At 73.7% G+C, this 16988-nt stretch carries 20 protein-coding genes; 10 read left to right on the forward strand and 10 right to left on the reverse strand.

All coding sequences use genetic code 11. The annotated features are described in order from the left end of the window. Window positions 1-56: 56 nt before the first annotated feature. Both ppk2 and AB0J46_RS21730 read right to left on the reverse strand, forming a co-directional pair. Window positions 57-851: a polyphosphate kinase 2 gene (gene ppk2, locus AB0J46_RS21725; RefSeq protein WP_364334580.1), complete on the reverse strand. Its 795-nt coding sequence runs from the start codon at window positions 849-851 to the stop codon at window positions 57-59. A 28-nt stretch (window positions 852-879) separates the two neighbouring features. Then, window positions 880-1854, reverse strand: coding sequence for a nitroreductase family protein (locus tag AB0J46_RS21730; RefSeq protein ID WP_364334583.1), 975 nt, complete (start codon window positions 1852-1854; stop codon window positions 880-882). 249 nt (window positions 1855-2103) lie between these two features. Between AB0J46_RS21730 and AB0J46_RS21735 the strand changes: the two genes are divergently transcribed. Together AB0J46_RS21735 and AB0J46_RS21740 are read left to right on the forward strand one after the other, a co-directional pair. After that, window positions 2104-2982, forward strand: a complete 879-nt coding sequence (locus tag AB0J46_RS21735; RefSeq protein WP_364334586.1) for a hypothetical protein — start codon at window positions 2104-2106, stop codon at window positions 2980-2982. A gap of 224 nt (window positions 2983-3206) precedes the next feature. Then, window positions 3207-3812, forward strand: a complete 606-nt coding sequence (locus AB0J46_RS21740; protein WP_364334589.1) for a hypothetical protein — start codon at window positions 3207-3209, stop codon at window positions 3810-3812. 55 nt (window positions 3813-3867) lie between these two features. Here the strand turns inward: AB0J46_RS21740 and AB0J46_RS21745 are convergent, their stop codons facing one another. Continuing rightward, window positions 3868-4743: a universal stress protein gene (locus AB0J46_RS21745; RefSeq protein WP_364334592.1), complete on the reverse strand. Its 876-nt coding sequence runs from the start codon at window positions 4741-4743 to the stop codon at window positions 3868-3870. A gap of 201 nt (window positions 4744-4944) precedes the next feature. Between AB0J46_RS21745 and AB0J46_RS21750 the strand changes: the two genes are divergently transcribed. Continuing rightward, window positions 4945-5799 (forward strand): universal stress protein, encoded by an 855-nt coding sequence (locus tag AB0J46_RS21750; protein ID WP_364334595.1) that lies wholly within the window; start codon window positions 4945-4947, stop codon window positions 5797-5799. 107 nt (window positions 5800-5906) lie between these two features. Then, a complete protein-coding gene (locus tag AB0J46_RS21755; RefSeq protein ID WP_364334598.1) occupies window positions 5907-6626 on the forward strand; it encodes a CBS domain-containing protein in 720 nt (239 codons plus the stop codon). On the opposite strand, the gene AB0J46_RS21760 is transcribed toward AB0J46_RS21755, so the two are convergent. Together AB0J46_RS21760 and AB0J46_RS21765 are read right to left on the reverse strand one after the other, a co-directional pair. Continuing rightward, window positions 6590-7252, reverse strand: coding sequence for a response regulator transcription factor (locus AB0J46_RS21760; protein WP_352353711.1), 663 nt, complete (start codon window positions 7250-7252; stop codon window positions 6590-6592). The genes AB0J46_RS21755 and AB0J46_RS21760 overlap by 37 nt on opposite strands. Then, the gene (locus AB0J46_RS21765; RefSeq protein ID WP_364334601.1) at window positions 7249-8373 is read right to left on the reverse strand and encodes a histidine kinase; all 1125 of its coding nucleotides are present in this window, start codon (window positions 8371-8373) and stop codon (window positions 7249-7251) included. The genes AB0J46_RS21760 and AB0J46_RS21765 overlap by 4 nt, the downstream gene beginning before the upstream one ends. 215 nt (window positions 8374-8588) lie before the next feature. Here AB0J46_RS21765 and AB0J46_RS21770 point away from each other — a divergent pair, with 215 nt between their 5' ends. Together AB0J46_RS21770 and AB0J46_RS21775 are read left to right on the forward strand one after the other, a co-directional pair. Continuing rightward, window positions 8589-9032, forward strand: coding sequence for a DUF6223 family protein (locus tag AB0J46_RS21770; protein ID WP_364334604.1), 444 nt, complete (start codon window positions 8589-8591; stop codon window positions 9030-9032). Window positions 9033-9087: 55 nt separating this feature from the next. Then, the gene (locus AB0J46_RS21775; protein WP_364334607.1) at window positions 9088-9336 is read left to right on the forward strand and encodes a hypothetical protein; all 249 of its coding nucleotides are present in this window, start codon (window positions 9088-9090) and stop codon (window positions 9334-9336) included. A gap of 72 nt (window positions 9337-9408) precedes the next feature. Here the strand turns inward: AB0J46_RS21775 and AB0J46_RS21780 are convergent, their stop codons facing one another. Continuing rightward, window positions 9409-10032: a TetR/AcrR family transcriptional regulator gene (locus AB0J46_RS21780; RefSeq protein WP_364334610.1), complete on the reverse strand. Its 624-nt coding sequence runs from the start codon at window positions 10030-10032 to the stop codon at window positions 9409-9411. Between the two features lie 104 nt (window positions 10033-10136). Between AB0J46_RS21780 and AB0J46_RS21785 the strand changes: the two genes are divergently transcribed. The 3 genes from AB0J46_RS21785 to AB0J46_RS21795 all read left to right on the forward strand — a co-directional run bounded on the left by AB0J46_RS21785 (window position 10137) and on the right by AB0J46_RS21795 (window position 11717). Then, a complete protein-coding gene (locus AB0J46_RS21785; RefSeq protein ID WP_364334613.1) occupies window positions 10137-10631 on the forward strand; it encodes a cupin domain-containing protein in 495 nt (164 codons plus the stop codon). Next, window positions 10628-11047 carry a DUF6294 family protein gene (locus AB0J46_RS21790; RefSeq protein ID WP_364334616.1) on the forward strand — a complete coding sequence of 140 codons (420 nt, stop codon included), beginning with the start codon at window positions 10628-10630 and terminating at the stop codon, window positions 11045-11047. Before AB0J46_RS21785 ends, AB0J46_RS21790 begins: the two co-directional genes overlap by 4 nt. Window positions 11048-11114: 67 nt before the next feature. Then, window positions 11115-11717, forward strand: a complete 603-nt coding sequence (locus AB0J46_RS21795; protein ID WP_364334619.1) for a hypothetical protein — start codon at window positions 11115-11117, stop codon at window positions 11715-11717. Window positions 11718-11969: 252 nt separating this feature from the next. On the opposite strand, the gene AB0J46_RS21800 is transcribed toward AB0J46_RS21795, so the two are convergent. The 4 genes from AB0J46_RS21800 to AB0J46_RS21815 all read right to left on the reverse strand — a co-directional run bounded on the left by AB0J46_RS21800 (window position 11970) and on the right by AB0J46_RS21815 (window position 15802). Further along, window positions 11970-12539, reverse strand: a complete 570-nt coding sequence (locus AB0J46_RS21800; RefSeq protein WP_364334622.1) for a hypothetical protein — start codon at window positions 12537-12539, stop codon at window positions 11970-11972. Further along, window positions 12536-13243: an RNA polymerase sigma factor gene (locus AB0J46_RS21805; protein ID WP_364334625.1), complete on the reverse strand. Its 708-nt coding sequence runs from the start codon at window positions 13241-13243 to the stop codon at window positions 12536-12538. Before AB0J46_RS21805 ends, AB0J46_RS21800 begins: the two co-directional genes overlap by 4 nt. A gap of 110 nt (window positions 13244-13353) precedes the next feature. Further along, window positions 13354-13680, reverse strand: coding sequence for a hypothetical protein (locus AB0J46_RS21810; RefSeq protein ID WP_364334628.1), 327 nt, complete (start codon window positions 13678-13680; stop codon window positions 13354-13356). A 124-nt stretch (window positions 13681-13804) separates the two neighbouring features. Further along, window positions 13805-15802 (reverse strand): acyltransferase domain-containing protein, encoded by a 1998-nt coding sequence (locus tag AB0J46_RS21815; RefSeq protein WP_364334631.1) that lies wholly within the window; start codon window positions 15800-15802, stop codon window positions 13805-13807. Window positions 15803-16145: 343 nt separating this feature from the next. Here AB0J46_RS21815 and AB0J46_RS21820 point away from each other — a divergent pair, with 343 nt between their 5' ends. Then, on the forward strand, window positions 16146-16982 hold the full coding sequence (locus AB0J46_RS21820; RefSeq protein WP_364334634.1) for a helix-turn-helix domain-containing protein: 837 nt from the start codon (window positions 16146-16148) through the stop codon (window positions 16980-16982). Window positions 16983-16988: the final 6 nt, after the last annotated feature.

Consider the following 16988-nt stretch of genomic DNA (forward strand, 5'->3'; position numbering starts at 1 on the left):
CCGGTACGCCGGATTTCCTTGATCGGCGGAGTATCCCCCCGGCGGGCGGCCCGAGCTCAGAGGCCGGCCGTGACGTCGGGGACGTACCCTCCGGGGCGGCGCGGCGGGCGGCGGTAGCCGGTGGCGGGTGGTCGCGGCGGGATCTCCAGCGGCGCCCGCTCGACCCGCCGGTAGGGGATCGTGGACAGCAGGTGCGCGATCATGTTGATCCTGGCCCGCCGCTTGTCCTCACTCTCCACCTCGTACCAGGGCGCCTCGGGGATGTCGGTGTGCACCAGCATCTCGTCCTTGGCCCGGGAGTACTCCTCCCACCTGGTGATCGACTCCAGGTCCATCGCCGACAACTTCCACCGGCGCATCGGGTCCGCCAGCCGCTCGCGGAAGCGCCGCTCCTGCTCGGCGTCGCTCACCGAGAACCAGTACTTGCGCAGCAGGATCCCGTCCTCGACCAGCAGCCTCTCGAAGATCGGACATTGGTGCAGGAAGCGCGTGTACTCCTCCTGCGTGCAGAACCCCATCACCCGCTCGACCCCGGCCCGGTTGTACCAGCTCCGGTCGAACAGCACGATCTCCCCCGCGGCCGGCAGGTGCTCGACGTACCGCTGGAAGTACCACTGCGACCGCTGCCGGTCGGTCGGCACGGGCAGCGCGGCGATCCTGGCCACCCGCGGGTTCAGGTACTCGGTGACCCGCTTGATCGTGCTGCCCTTGCCCGCGGCGTCGCGCCCCTCGAAGATCACCACGACGCGCCGCCCCTCGGCCCGCACCCACTCCTGCAACTCCACCAGCTCTTCCTGGAGGCGGAGGAGTTCCTTCTCGTACGGCTTGCGGCGCAGCCTGTCAGTCCCCATGCCTGCGGATTCTAGAAGGGCGCCGCGCTCACTCCAGGACGTCGGAGAGCGGACGCCGGGGCGTGCCCTTCTCCTCGAAGGTGACCCCCAGCCGCATGATCATCTGCGGGTGCTCCCCGGAGAACAGCTCCAGCCGCAGGAACTCCCGCAACAGCTCCAGCTCCAGGGCCTGCGTGTGGAAGGCGGCGCTGACCCCGTGCGCCGACGCCTGCAGCAGCACCCGCTGCAGCGCCTGGCCCGTGGCCAGCCAGTCCCGCCGATCGTCCGCCCGTGTGGTCAGCACGGCGACCACCCCGACGGCCGTCTCGTCCTGGCCGCCCGGCGCGCCCCAGCCCTGCCGCCACGCGTAGTGACGCTGGGGGAAGACCGCCTCCGTCGGCGCGCCCTCGCGCGGGTAGCTCCCGGCCGGCACACCGTCGGCCCGCGTGCTCCCCGGCGGCCTGGCCCACCGCACGACCTCCAGGCCGAACCGCTGATCCTGCTCCTGCACGCCCTGCGCCGCCCGGGTCAGCGCGGCCAGCACCTCCACCGCCTCCGCCGACCGGACGGGCGTCAACCTGACCCCCTCACCCATCGCCGCCCTCACCAGCGACTCCACGAACCGGTCGGGGACCGGGACGTCGGCGAAACCCGCTCGATGCGTGTGACGCCGCTCGATCTCGCCCGCGAGCACCCGCGTCACCTCGTCCGGCTCGCTCTCCCGGCCCGGCCGGACCGTCGCCAGCAACCCGGGCCGATCGGGATCCGGCAGGACCCGGACGACCGGCTCGAACCCCGCGCACCGCATCGCGACGCACATCGTGAACAGCGCCGCCCCACAACTGATCACCAGCTCCCGCCCGGTCACGTCACCGGCCTTGAGCTGCCGGCCGGTGTCGGCCTTCAACCCGATCTCCACGTCGGAGACCGAGAAGGTCCACGGCTGGGTGTTGTGCACGGAAGGGGCCCATCGACCGGCCTCGACCGCCGCGTCCATGGCCTGTCTCGGCGAGCACGTGCTCATGGTCCACCTCCAGAAGACGACCGCACCGAAATGTTCGGTCTTCTCTGTCCGGCCTACCCCGCCAGGATGAGACCTCCCAGGACGCCCGCCACAGGGCCGGAGGACCCGCGCCACGAGGGTCCAAGGACACTTCCGGGGCCGGCGCGAGTGCCGGAAGGCCACGGGGTTCAGGACGTCCGGCGGTGTCGCCCCGCGGTCGCGCGCGTCAGTCTGGGACCAGGATCGTTCACGGGAGAGAAGATGATGATCATGGTCCCGATCCGTTCCCTCCTCGCCGTCGCCCTGGCGGTGACCGTCACCGGCGTGCCGGCCTTACCCGCGCGGGCCGCGCGGCAGGCCGCCGTCCCCGTCCTGGTCGGCATCCGGGCCGCGCACCTGCCCGGCCTGGACCGGCTGGTCTTCGAGTTCCGCGGCCCGGTCCCGGCCCGGCACGACGTGCGCTACGTGTCCCGGCTGGTCGCCGACGGCTCCGGGCGGACGGTCGGCGCGGCCGGCGACGCCCTCCTCCAGGTCCGCTTCGACCAGGCCGACGGCCACGACCGCCGGGGCCGGGTCACCTACGGCCCCACCCGCCGCACCTACGCGCTGCCCGGCGTCGTCCAGGTCGTCAACACCGGCGACTTCGAGGCCACGCTCACCTTCGGCGTCGGGCTGGCCAGGCGCGTGCCCTACCAGGTCCGCACGCTCACCCGGCCGAGCCGGGTCGTCGTCGACCTCACCACGTCCTACCGGACCGTGTCCGTACGCGACCACTTCCTCGACACCACCGCCAGGAGCCCGCGCACGGCGGCCGTGACCCGCCCGGTGGCTCCGCCGGCGACCGCCTACGGCGCGCTGCAACGGCTGTTCGCCGGCCCGACCGAGGCCGAACGGGCGCGCGGCCTGCGCTTCGTCAACTCCAAGGCCACCGGCTTCGGCAGGCTGACCGTCGCGGACGGGATCGCCAGGGTCCACCTGACCGGCCCGGTCGACGGCGGCGGATCGGTCTTCACCATCGCCGACCAGATCAGGCCGACGCTCAAGCAGTTCCCGGCCATCCGGTGGGTCAAGATCTATGACGCGGCGGGGCGTACCGGGCATCCCGCCGGGCCGTCGGACTCGATCCCCCGTTCGCTGGAGCCCGGCTGAGGCCGGCCGGGGCGGCTCTTGGCACGTCTTCCCAGGAGAACGGCCATGTTGATCTCCTTGGTTCGTTCATGATGGCGGGGTGACCACGCCTTGTCCTCCGTGATCCGTACGCGGGGCCGCCCCGTCCGTCCTGACGGACTCGGGACGAAGGCCCTCCCGTCAAGAGCCGCCCGCCCCTGCCGTCCCCGCCGGGGCGCCCGCACAGTGCTTCAAGGAGGTGTCCGTTGAAAGCGTTGATCGACCTTCTGGTCCGGCGCGTACGCCTGTACCGTCCCGACGGCAATCCCCTGCGCCGCCGTTCCGACCGGCTGGAGGCGCTCGCGGTGCTGGTGACCGGGCTCGTGGTGCTGGCGGGCGTCTGGCCCGCCGTCCTCGTGGGCCGGCTGGCCTACGAGGGCGCGCTCCACGAGGAGAGCGCGCACGCCGTGGGGCGGCACCAGGTCAGGGCGACGCTGCTGGCCGACGCGCCGGCCGCCCGCGTCGCCCTCACCGAGATGCCGGTGGGCGAGCAGCGGGCGATGGCGAGCTGGACGACGTCCTCGGGCGCCGCGCGCAGCGGCCCGGTGCCGGTCCCCGGGGTGGCCAGGGCCGGTTCGACGGTCCCGTTGTGGATCGACGCCGCCGGCCGGCCCGTGCCGGCCCCCACCGCCCGTACCGTCCTGCGGACGAGGGGCGTGGTGACCGGCCTCCTGCTCATGTCCGTGATCGCCCTGGCCGCCGCGGGCGGGTTCGCGGCGTTCCGGTGGTGGACGGATCGGCGGCGGTACCGGGAGTGGGAGGTCCAGTGGGCGCGGGCCGGCGAGGACTGGGGACGGCGGCGCAGCCCCTGACCGCGCCGCCCTCCCGTCACCACGGCTCACGGGCCCTGATCGCGCCGCCCTCCCGTCACCGCGGCTCGCCGCCCTCGGCGTCGTCGGCGGGACGGATCACCGCGACCGGGCAGTGCGCGTGGTGCAGCACCCCTCTGCTGACCGAGCCGAGCAGCAGCGAGCCGAACGCGCCCCGGCCGCGGGAGCCGACCACCAGCAGGTCGCAGGGCGCGCCGGTGAGCGCCTCGACCGGATGGGCGCTCTGCACGTCCTCCACGATCGTCACCTCGGGATGCCTCTCCCGCCATCCGGCCGTCCTGGTCCGGATCACCTCGCGCTGAGCGGCCCGGACCTCGTCCACGTCGTAGGCGATCTCCGGCGCGAAGGCGTGCACGGGGATCTGCCAGGCGTGGATCAGGCGCAGCCGGGCACCGCGCAGCCTGGCCTGCTCGAAGGCGTAGCCGATGGCCGGCTCGCAGACGCCGGAGTCGTCGATCCCGACGCCGACCTCGCCGACCCGCTCCGGCGGGTCCGCGCGCACCACCACCACGGGACACCGCACCTGACCGGCCACCTGCGTGGTCACCGATCCGAGCAGCGCGCCGGCGAACCCGCCCAGCCCCCGGTTGCCGATGACCAGCTCGTCCGCCCGCCGCGCCTGATCCTGCAGGACGGCCGCGGGCGTCCCCTCCACGATCTCGGCGTGCACCGGCACGGACGGCTGCCGCGCCCGGACGGCCGCCTCGGCCCGCTCCAGCACCCTGGACGCCGCCAGCAGCAGGTTGTTCCACTGCCCGAAGTCGGGGAACCTGCCGACGCTGTACGGCTGCCGGTCCAGGGCGTGCACGATGTGCAACTCCGCGCCCGTACGCGCCGCGTCGTCGGCGGCCCAGCCCAACGCGGCGTCCGACGGCGCGGACCCGTCCACGCCGACCGTGATCCGTCCCGGCATGCTGCCTCCCGGCCGTGGATCTTCCTCGGTCCCCGCCTGCCCAAAGTCAGGAGCGGGCGAAGAAACCCCAAGTTCGCGGGCCGGCAGCCGTCCGGAGCCGCCCCGGGTCGCCTCCGCCGCCAGATTTCTCCAAGTTTTGGGGCTGGCGATCCTGTCCGCTCACCTCCCGGACGGCTGAATGAGTAGGGGAGGTATTGAGCGATGTCTGAGCTGGTCGTGGTGGGTGTCGACGGATCGCCGTCCGGATTCGACGCCGTGGCGTGGGCTGCCGACGACGCCTTCAGGGCGGGGGCCGCGCTGCGGATCGTGTCCGTGGTGGAGACCTGGCCGTACCAGGTTCCGCAGATCGCCGCCGTCGAGTGGGAGAGCTCGATGACCGAGCGCGCGCGGGAGATCCTGGCCAAGGCGCAGGAGATCGTCGGCGAACGCCGGCCCACGGTCGAGGTGAGCACCCGGGTCATGACCGGGAAGGCGTCGGTCGCCCTCCGGGAGCAGGCGGCCGAGGCCGCCGAGCTGGTGGTGGGGCGCAGGGGGGCGGGCGGCTTCGCCGGTGCCGTGCTCGGCTCGGTCAGCATGAGCGTGGCCGGTCAGGCGCCCGGCCCGGTGGTCGTGGTCCGCGACGGGGACGCCGCCTCCCACGACGAGGTCGTCGTCGGCGTGGACGGCTCCCCCGCCTGCGAACCGGCCCTCGACTACGCCTTCCGGCAGGCCGAACTGCGCGGCGGCGGCCTGCGGGCGGTGCACGCCTGGCCGCTGCCGTTCGCGCTGGCGCCCGACTTCTCCTGCGACATCGAGGCGCTGCGGGAGAGCCACCTGCGCGTCACCAGGGAGCAGCTCACCCCGTGGCAGGAACGGCATCCCGACGTCAGGGTGATCGCGGACGTCCAGTGCGGCCATCCCGTCAAGACGCTCGTCGCCGCGGGCGACCGGGCCGAACTGCTGGTGCTCGGCTCGCAGGGCAGGAGCGGGCTGGGCTCGTTCGTGCTCGGCTCGGTGATGCGCGGCGTCCTGCACCACGCGCGCTGCACCGTCGCGGTGGTGCGCGAGCGATCCTGAAGCGGCGGCGGGGACTCCCGGCCCGCCGTCCAGGGACCAACGCCCCTACGGCCGGGCCGCGTCGCCGGATGGGATGGAGTCAGGACCGAGAAGCCCCGAGGTGAACGATGAACCTGACCGTCGAGGACGTGATGACCCGCGAGGTCGTCTCCGCCGGCGCCGCCACCCCGTTCAAAGAGATCGCCGAGGCGCTGGCCGGCCGCGGGATCGGCGCCGTGCCGGTGCTCGACGACGACCGGCACGTCATCGGCGTCGTCTCCGAGTCCGACCTGCTGTGCAAGGAGGAGTTCCGCGAGCAGTTCCCCGGCGAGGACTACCGGCCGCCGCTGCTGTCCCGGGTGCGCCACCGGCCCGGCAGCAGGAAGGCCATCGGCGTCACGGCCGCGGACCTGATGACGAGCCCGCCGGTCACGATCACCGCCGAGAGGTCGGCGGTCACCGCCGCCCGGCTGATGAACGCCCGCGACGTGCGCCGGATCCCCGTGGTCGACCACAACGGCCGTCTGGTGGGCATCCTCAGCCGCGGCGACCTGGTCAGGATGTTCCTGCGCGGCGACGAGGAGATCGCCGCCGTCGTCCGCGACGACGTCCTGCACCGGGCGTTGTGGATGGACACCGGGAACGTGCGGGTCTCGGTGCGGCAGGGCGTGGTCACGCTGTCGGGCCGGATGGACCGCCGGTCCGACGCCGCGCACGCCGTCCGCCGGACCCGCGGCGTCAACGGCGTCGTCGGCGTGGTGGACGAGCTGTGCTGGCGGCTGGACGACGTGCCCGCCTGCCTTGGGGCGCGTCACGCCGTGCGCGGCGTCACCAGGCCCGACTCGTAGGCCAGGACCACGAGCTGGGCGCGGTCGCGCACGCGCAGCTTGGCCATCGCCCGGTTGACGTGGGTCTTGGCGGTCATCGAGCTGATCGCCATATGGGCGGCGATCTCGTCGTTGGACATCCCCCGCGCGACCAGGGCGACGGCCTCGCGCTCGCGGTTGGTCAGCTCCCGCAGCTCCTCGCCGGCGGTGGCGGCGGGCGGCCGGGTGACGTACCGGTCGATCAGCATGCGGGTGATCGACGGCGCGAGCAGCGCGTCGCCGCGGGCCGCGACGCGCACGGCGTGCAGGAAGTCCTCCGGCACGACGTCCTTGACGAGGAACCCGGCCGCGCCGGCGCGCAGCGCGTTGAAGACGTACTCGTCCAGGCCGTAGTTGGTCAGGATGACCACGCGCACGCCGGCCAGGGCCGGGTCGGCGGCGATGCGGCGGGTCGCCTCGATGCCGTCCACGACCGGCATCTGGATGTCGATGAGCGCGACGTCCGGCAGGTGCTCCCTGGCCAGGGCCAGGCCCTGCGCCCCGTCGGCGGCCTCGGCGACCACCTCGATGTCGTCCTCCAGGTCGAGCAGCGCGCGGAACCCGCCGCGCAGCAGCGGCTGGTCGTCCACCAGCAGGACCCGGATCACGGCGTGCGGTCCATCGGCAGCTCGGCCTGGACGGTGAAGCCGCCCGCGCCGCGCGGGGCCGCCCGCAGGCTGCCGCCGAGCGCGGTGACGCGTTCCCGCATGCCGATCAGGCCGACGCCGGGCACGGGGGCGGCGTCCGGCGTGGCCGTGCCGTCGTCGTCCACGCGGATGGCCAGCGCGTCGGGACGGTAGTCGATGCGGACCTCCGCGGTCGCGGCGGCGGCGTGCCGGGCGATGTTGGTCAGGGACTCCTGGACGATCCGGTACGCGGTCCGGTCCACCGCGGCCGGCACGTCCCGTCGTTGCCCCTCGATCGTCAGCGTCGCGTCGAGGCCGGTGGTCCGGGCCCGTTCCAGCAGCTCGGGGACCCGGTCCAGGCCGTGCGGCGGAGTCGTGTCGTCGCGCAGCGCCTCCAGGGTCGCGCGCAGCTCCCTGGTCGCCTCGCGTCCGGCCTCCTGGATCACCAGCAGGGCCTGCGGCACCTGCTCCCCCTTCCTGCGGGCCACGTGCACGGCCACCTCGGCCTGCACCTTGATGACCGAGATCTGGTGGGTGAGCGAATCGTGCAGGTCCCGCGCGATGCGCAGCCGCTCCTCGTCGGCACGCCGCCGCGCGGTCTCCTCCCGGGTGCGCTCGGCCTCCTCCGCCCGTCCCTCCGCCTGCCGCAACGCCTCTCCCGCGGCGCCGGCCGCGACCAGCCAGGCCAGCTCCAGCGCGCCCCTGGCCTGCGCGAACGCCTCGCCCGTGTCGTGCAGGCCCGAGGCCAGCGCGGCCAGGGGCAGCAGGGCCAGCACGATCACGCTCGCGGCCACGGTGACCAGCCGCCGTCCGGCCCGCATCGCCGCGTACACCGCGAACAGGTACGCCACCGCCGGCACGTCGAACCCGGCCGCCTGGTACCCCACCGCGCACAACCCCGTCATGGCCAGGACGGGCACCGGCGCCCGGCGGCGCGCGACCAGCGCCAGCCCGCCGGCCGCCAGCAGCGCGTAGCCGAGCGGCGCGAGGTAGGTGCCGGAAGGCTGCCCGGACAACCCGGTGACCACCAGCGCCGCCGCCACGCCGGCCGCGATCAGCCAGTCGATCACCCCGGCTCCGACGCCGAGCCGCCTTGTGCTCATACGCGCACCATAGCCGCATGTCCGGCCGTACGACTCCGGCAGCAGGATCACCCGCCGCCTACCGCGGACGCGGTACGTCCGCGCCTGCCTGCCGCCCCTGCGGTAGCCGGCTGCGGCGCCGGCGTCACCCCGACAAGCCCGCTCCCGCCGGACGTCCGGCGGCGGGCCCGGCGGTCATGCTTTCCACGTCAACGTCCAGCCGGAAGGAACCCGCCATGTTCATCGACCACCTGCTCGCGGCCCAGGCCGACCCCGTCGCCGCGTACGCCATGACCACCGGCCGGATGTGGTCCCTGATCGGCGCCGGGCTGGGCCTGGCCGGCGTCGCCGTCGGCGGCCTCGGCCTGGCCCGTGCCACCGGCCGCCTCCGCCGCCGCGCCACCCCCGGCACCGGGACAGGCACCGGGACCGGCACCGGGACCGGCACCGGGACCGGGACCGGCACCGCGACCGTGGCCGCGACCGGGAAGCGCGGGGCCGTCGTCGCCCTGGCCGCGGGGGTGACCAGCATCGTCATCGGCGGCTGGGTCATCGGCGCCGCCAAGGGCGGTCCGGGCACCGGCTACGGCATCGTCGGCGGCTACCTGGACCTGATCCTCGGCCTGGCCGCCGTCGTCCTCGGCGTCCTCGTCCTGAACCGCGCCCGCCGCACGACCTGACCGCCGAACAGGTCGATCTTCGTTCAAGAGGTCAAGGTCAGGGCAGTTGCGGGTCATGGACGAACAGGACAAGCTGCCCGAGGACATGCCGCCCGCGGTCGGACGGGTCAACGGGGAGAGCGACACCACCGCCGCGCGGGCGGGAGTCGAGGTGAGGGACACTCCCCGGCCGATCCCCGCCGAGCCGGTCGAGCCACCGCCCGATCCGGAGGAGAAGGTCGCGCAGGAGCGGCGCGAGGTGGCCGAGGAGTCCGGCAAGGACGAGGAACCGGACGTGGAACCGGACGTGGAGCCGACCGACTGACCACCCGCCCACCATCCGCCCGCGACGCCCGCCCATCAGGACGCCGGCCCGCCAGAACGATCCGCCGGGGCGTCAGGAGGGCAGGAGGGCGTGGGAGAGCTGGTCGGCGCTCCAGCACTCCCACTGCGCCGGCGTCCAGCCGCACTCGCGGGTCATCACCAGGAACAGGTCCGGTGACAGCAGCCCGACGGTGATGTCGGTGGCCCGCTCGGCGGTGAGCCCGGGCCGCAGGGCGTGCAGGCGGTCGAGGATGGCGACGACCTGCCCATGCGCGGTGTGCCGCTGCTCGCTGTTGACGGCCCACTGGGCGGCCATGTCGGCGTCCGCGGCCGCCGCGTCGCGGACCACGGCCAGGACGGGGGCGACGCGGCCGAGGATGACGCCGCTCTGGTGCACCCACCCCCTCACGACCTCCACCGGGTCCCGCGACGCCTGCAAGGCCGCGAACCACGGACGTTCCAGCAGCGGCACGGGCTCGTCGTCACCGGCCGAGGCGACGTCGACCACGTGCTTGAGCAGCCCGCTCTTGGTCCCGTAGTGGAAGTACACCGTCTGCACCGAGACCTCGGCCGCGTCGGCGACCTGCTGGAAGGTCGTGCCGGCGTAGCCCCGCACGACGAACAGCCCCTGGGCGGCATTCACGATCCGGCTTCTGGTCTGGGCCGAGCGCCGCTTGGGGCTCTTGACGTCATCCATCGATTTAGAGTACCACTTTAGAGTAGCACTTTAGAGTGAGGCTACAAGGAGTGGTGAGGCATGACGTCCATCGCGATCCGGCTCCGCACGCTGCGGAGACGGCCATGAGCGCGCTCCATCTGCCGGCCGGCGGCGGCGCCGTCCACCCGTTCCTCGGCACCACCATGACCGTGAAGGCGGGCGGGCCGGAGACCGGCGACCGGCTGACCGTCATCGAGCAGGAATGCCCGCCGGGCTTCGCCACGCCCCTGCACGTGCACCGGGACGACGACGAGGCGTTCTACGTGCTGTCGGGGACGGCGCGGATGCACTGCGGCGAGCGGTCCTGGCAGGTCGCCGCCGGTGCCTTCGTCCTGCTCCCCCGCCGGGTGCCGCACGCCTTCGCCAACGACCAGGACGCTCCCCTGCGCCTGCTCCAGCTCACCTGGCCGGCCGGCTTCGAACACTTCGCCGCCGAGGTCGCGGCCGGGGACGTCGATCCCGGCCGCCTGGCCGAGGTCGCCGCCCGCCACGGCTACCAGGTCATCGGCCCGCCCCCGGACGCCGCCGTCCGACCCCCGGCACACCTCCCTCCCCCATGCCCCGAGGAGTCCTCATGAATGGCGTCCGCAAGACCGCCGGCGTGCTCGTGTCCGCCGTCGTCCTGGCGTCGTCCGTCACTTCGACGGCCGGCGCGTCCGCCCTGGAGCAGAAGACGTACGTCTGGCGCGGCTACCTCTCGGCGGGCCACTGCACGATCGAGCCCGGCGCCACCTGGACCCTGTACTCCAACGGCACGGCGCGCCTGGACGCCACCGTCTCCAGCCTCGGCGACGAGGACGCCTGGCTGATGTGGGCGCACCTGAAGGACGGCGCCGGCGCCCTGCTCGGCGACATCCGCGTGTACGGCAGCACCAGCACGAAGTTCGTCAAGAACCTGCACGACCGCCGGACCTATCGCTGGATCGCCAAGGGCCAGTTCGACCCCGACCTGTTCGACCTGGTCAAGCGCATGTCACTCAGCAAGCACTGCTGAGCCGCCCGAACGCTCTCGCAGCAGGCCCCACCGCACGCGCGCCGACACCTTCGACGAGAGGACGCCCATGAGCCGCGCAGCCCCACCCTCCCGAACCGGCACGGCCGCCGCCGCCTTGCTCGCGGCGACCTTCTGCCTCACCACACCGGCGCCCGCCGCGGCGACCGGCAGCACGTGCGACCCGTCGCTGGTGGCGCCGTCCGGCAGTCTCATCGGCGGCCTGTGGCGCTCCAACGGCGGCGAGCGCAGCGTGTACGGCTGCCCCACCACCAAGGAGTACGGATACCCGGACAAGAAGGGCTCCTGGCAACGCTTCACCAACGGCAAGATCGTCTGGTCGCCGAACCTCGGGGACGGCACCCTGGTCCGCGTCTACCAGAAGGGCCAGAACCTCGTCTTCAAGTGGAGCGGCCTCGGCCGTGACTGGGACTTCTTCAACGTCCGCTGGAGCAAGGACGGCGGCAAGGCCACCCAGGTCCGGACGGGGCGGCTGACCGCCTGGAGCGGCCAGTACGTGATGGCCCCCTACGTACGGGACGGCGTCGGCACCACGACCAACGGCCACGAGGTCAACACGTTCGCCTTCGTCGTCCAGGGCTGCGACAGGGCGACCTTCGGCTCCGACTGCGGCCCCTGGAGCATCCCCACCTCCATCGGCCTCGCCCACTGACCAGCCTCGCCGCGGGGACGGCCGGAAGTGTCGTCCCCGCCCTCCACGATGCCCTGATGATCGATTTCGACGCCCTGCGTGCCGACGGCTCCTCGCAGCTCGTCCGGTCCGGCGACCGGCTCGACGAGGCCGTGTTCCGCCTGGCGACGGCGTCCGGTCGCCGTGCGCTGGTGGAGCGGCTCGGCGCCGACACGACCGACCCGGAGCAGCGGGCGGCCGCGCCGATCGAGGCGCTGCCCGCCGACCCGGCCGCTAGTGCGACAGCGGCGCGTCCGTGGTGCCGACCAGCTCGCAGTCGGCCACCGGCCCCTCGGCGACGCGCGCCCAGATCCCGGCGACCTTCCTCTCCTCACTGACGCTGAACTCCAGCACGCCGGTCTGCCCCTCCTTGATCACCTTGGGGTCGATGACGAAGCCGGCCTCATGCCCCTCGGGCGGCGGGAACACCGACAGCGGCGCCTCCTCCTTGCTCAGGAACCGGGCCGCGCGCGGCTCCGGGCCGCACTTCTTGCCGTCGGGCACGTAGCTGACCACCACGTTCGCCCCCAGGCCCCGCAGCTCGGCCTGCAGCCCCTCGGGGTCCTGCGCCTCGCTGATGCTGATGTCGATCAACCCGTCGGACGCCCTGGACACCGCGTACGCCGGCCCCCCGAACAGCAGCGGGACGGCGACGGCCACGGCGGCCGCCAGCGCGCCGACGGGAGCCAGCAGCCTGACCCGGGACGGACGAGTACGGTGCGCCTTCTCGATCTCGGTCATCACGAACTCCTTGAGCAGTTGGCGACGGCCCTCGGAAAGATCACGCTCAACCGGCACGTTCATCGGATCTCCTCCTTGGCGGGGCCTCGGTCACCAGTTACCTGTCGGCTCGTCCCGGCGAGTTCCCCGAATCCTGCGATTTCTCCGCGTTCCCCAGGTTCCCCGTGTCCCGTGAGTCCTTCGCGTTCCGCGAACTCGGCGAGCTTCTTGCGGGCCCGCGACAGGCGGGACCTCACGGTGCCCACCGGCACGCCCAGCGCCTCGGCCGCCTGGGCGTAGTCCAGCGCGGCCCAGACGCACAGCGCGAACACGTCCTGCTCCTGCTTGCGGAGCCTGCCGAACGCCCGCCTGACCGCGGCCAGCCGTTCGGCGTCGTCGATGCGCCCGACCACGTCCTCGGCGAAGTCCGGCACCGACTCGCCCTTGGGGATCCTGGCCAGGGCGTCGTCATGGCGGCGGGCGGCCCTGCGGACGTTACGGGAGACGTTGGTCGCGATGCCGAGCAGCCACGGCCGCAGCGAGCCGCCCTCGGGATCGATCTTCGCCCGTAACCGCCAGGCTTCCAGGAACGTCAGCGCCACGACGTCCTCCGCCTCACTCCAGTTGGCCGTCAGGCGGAAGGCATGGTTGTACGCCCCTGCCACATCCTCGGCCGCGTGGTCCTGACCGCCACCGCCGAGCCCCTGCCGCCCCGCGCCTCCGATCGACGCCGTTTGACGCCGTTCGACGGCCACCTGGAGGAACGGACCGATGCCCGCACGCCGCACGGAGAGGGCATCGGCCGATCCTGACGGTCGCCGTCGACGGCCGGCTCCACCGGTGAAGGGCTCGGCGACCATGACCGAGGGCCTTCACCGGCGTTCTGTCGTCTTCCGGGTCAGACGCGGCGCTCGTCGACGCCCACGGCGCCGACGCCCGTGCCGAGCCGGCCGCAGACGCCCTGCGACTGGCCCGAACGACCCGGCGGGAGGTCGACCCAGTCGCCGACGACGTCGGGCGCCCAGCCGCAGGTGACCACGGCCCGGAACCGCCAGGTCTGGCCCGTCGGGTTGCTGCACATCGCGATGCCGAGGTAGTTGTCGTTGTTGTGGACGAAGGTATCGCAGTCGAGGACCGTGGCGGCCGACGCGGGCGTGGTGAACCCCAGCGACAGCAGGGCGACGGATCCGGCGACGACCGCCGCGACATGCCTTGTCTTGCGCAATGCCCCTCCTGAACGAATGCTTGCCTGTCACTTACCGTCATGCAGCGTACGCAAAGAGTGGCGACGGCGGAAGGCGCGGTCTCGTCAGGAGTCGCTTCCCCAGGATGGCGGCGAGGTGGGGCGTTCATGCCGTGTTGGTCGGCGAGGGCCACGAGCGTCCGTTCCCCTGCCACGGCTGGTCGCCGAAGGCCGGGGTGAGCTCGTACAGGAGCCGTTGCGGGCCCTGGTAGAAGGCGGCCAGCAGCGGGGGCGCCGCCTCCAGCTCGGCGGCCAGGACGTCGAGCGCGGCGGGCAGGTCGACGTCCGCGGTCGCCACCGCGACGCAGGCACAACCGGCCAGTTCGGCGGCCAGCGGCTGGATCGCCCCCGTGAACAGGCCGGCGACCGGGTGGGGCACCACCTCCTGGCGCAGTGCGTCCATGACGAGGGCGGCGATGCTGTGGAGGTGCGGGAAGCGGGCCGCGGTGGCGATCATCGCCTCGTGCACCGGTCCGGCGTCGGGGCCGGGGCGGGCGACCACCCGCAGGTGCCGGGGCGTCAGGGGGAGCCAGGTCCAGTCGATGGTGTCGGCGTCGGCCACCACCACGTCGTCACGATCGTCGGTCAACGCCCGCAACGCCAGGACGTCGGCCCCACCGCACAGCAGAAGCGTCGCCGGAGGCAACATCCGGCCGACGGACGGGAAGAGCGGCGGCGCGAGTGGCGGCGCAGGCGCGAGCCGCGGACGCGCCACCTCCCCGAGCCCCGCGCCACCAGCCACCCCCAACCGCCCCGCCTCCCGCCCAAGATCCGCACCACCGAGCACCGACCAGCCCGTCTCCCGCCCAACAGCCGCGCCACCGGCCACCGACCGGCCCGTCTCCTGACCGAGAGCCGCACCACCGGCCGTCCCCGATCGGCCCGTCTCCTGATCGGCGTCCCCCGGACGGGCCGGGGCGGGCACGAGCCCGGCACCGGCCTGCGGCAACGCGCCCCGTTCCGCCGCTTCGCCACGCCGGCCAAGCTCTGCGGGCCTGTAGCGCGGGGCCGGCTCTGGGGGGCCGTCGCGCTGGGCGAGTTCTGGGGGTTCGTCGTGCCACGGCGGTTCTACCTGGTCGGCGAGCAGGGCAGGGCTGCCGTGCGCGACCGGAGCTGGTGTGGGGGTGGAGCCGTTCGGTGTCGGTGTGGGGGCGTTCAGGGCGGCGGCGGGGCGGACGGGCTCGCCCGGCCGCCAGGGGCCGTCGGCGGCGAGCGGGGAGACGGCGGTGGCGGCGGGGACGATGGCGCGGACCAGCGCGACCGCGTCCTCACCCGCCCCGCACTCCAGGAAGACCTCCGCGCCACGGGCGGCCAGCCCTCGGACGGCCTGGTGGAAGTGCACGGCGACGACCATGGCGTCGGCGGTGACGGCGACGGGATCGTCGTCGGGGGTGAGCAGGCGTCCCATCGTCGGCGAGAACACCGGCCAGCGCGCCGGAGCCGTCCTGACGCCGGGCAGGCGGCCTCTCAGTTCGGCGGCCGCGGCGGCGACCGCGGGCGTGTGGGCGGGGTGCGGGACCTGGAGTGCGGCGCTCGTCCAGCCCAGGTGTCCGGCGATCCGGGCCGCCTGCGGCATCAGCTCGCGCGGCCCCGACAGGACGCACCGCCGCGGCGTGTCGTCGCAGCCGACCACGAGATGTGGATGGTCCAGCAGCGCGACCAGGTGCCGGGCCTGCACGGCGGAGACGTCGAGGGACATCATCGCGCCCGGCCAGCCCAGGCCGGTCAGTGCGCGGCTGCGCGCGCAGGCCAGGCGCGCGCCGTCGCCCGCGCTCAGCACCCCGGCGGCGACCAGGGCCCACAGCTCCCCGAGGCCGTGGCCCACCAGCGCGTACGGCTGGAGCCCCTCCCGCACGAGGGCGTCGAAGGTGGCTAACGACACCGCCATCAGGGCCAGGTAGTGGCTCTCGGGGCCGGGCGGGCGGGGGGCGTCCGGGGTGAGGAGGTAGGCGCTGAGCGGTGGCGAGCCGTACTCGGCGGCGACGGCGTCGATCTCCGGCAGGAGCTCCGGGACGGCCGGTGTACGGGCGGCCAGGGGCGCCAGCACCCCGGCGGCGGGCATGGCTACGCTGCCCGGGAAGACCGCGACGACTTTGCTGCGCATGTAGTCCCTTCCTGGAGGCGGGGCTTTGCGGCGCACGGGAAAGGACCGGCGAAGGGCGCGTCTTGGCGAACTGCTCGCGCCCGTCGCCGGTGTCCGTCCGGCCGAACGACTGATACCGCTCGCACACGATAAGTAGTCGTGTCATTGCGACACGTCACCCTATCGACGGAGAAACTCGCCTATAGCCGTCCGCACCTCTTGCGACTCGGCCCCCGAAGTGTGCACTCGCCTCGCGGGATCACTTCGAGTGATTGGTTAGTCACTTATGGCGGCCGGGATTCTGGGGGGCGCGTCCGTCCCGGTGATACGAACGGGTGGGTCAGTGCGACCCGGGGGGTGCGCGATGGAATTCTGCCCGGAAGAGCTCGGCGGCGGCCACGGTGACGACGGACGAGCCGGGCCCGCCGCCGGGCGCGGGGTGCTGCACGGCGCGTTCGCGGTGCTGGAGGAGCTCGCGCGGGTGGAGGAGGCCGGGCTGACGCAGCTCGCCGTGGCCACCGGCCTGCCCAAGGCGACCGCCCACCGGCTGTTGTGCCGGCTCACCGACCTCGGCCTGGTCCACCGCGAGGACGGCGGCCGCTACCGCATCGGCACGCGGATGTTCCGCTGGGGTCAGCGCTGGTCACCGGCCCAGGTGCTGAGCACGGCCGCCGTGCGGCCGCTGCGCCGGCTGGCCGCCGCCGGATGCGCGGTGACCATCGCGGTCAGGGACGGCGACGACGTCATCGTCGTCTCGGGGATCGGCGACCCGGCCGTGGACGAGGTCTTCCGCATGCGTCCCGGCCTGGTGCTGCCGGTGGCCAGCGCCGCCGAGGTCGTGCTGGCGGTGGGGAACCCGATGTCGGGCCGCCGTCCCGATCCCGGCTGGAGCCTGCCGGAGGGGCATTCCCCGGCCGAGTGGGCGCGGCGGGTCGGCGACGCCCGCGAACGGCGCGTGGCGTTCGACTTCGAGGCGGCCCTGCCGCCCCTGGGATGTGTGGCCGCCCCCGTGCGCGCGCCGACGGGGGCCGTGGTGGCCGCGGCGGCCGTCGTGGTGGTCGGCACGAACCGGCTGCCCCTGCTGGCCGACGCCGTACGCGAGACCGCGGCGTGCATCAGCGCCAATCTGGCCCGGGTGCCGGGAGCGGGCCGCGCCCTGAGCCTGCTGGCCGCCCCGGAAGGCCCGCCACCCGGCCGGTAGGTCGGG

This window comes from Nonomuraea sp. NPDC049758, assembly GCF_040674635.1.
Lineage (GTDB): Bacteria > Actinomycetota > Actinomycetes > Streptosporangiales > Streptosporangiaceae > Nonomuraea.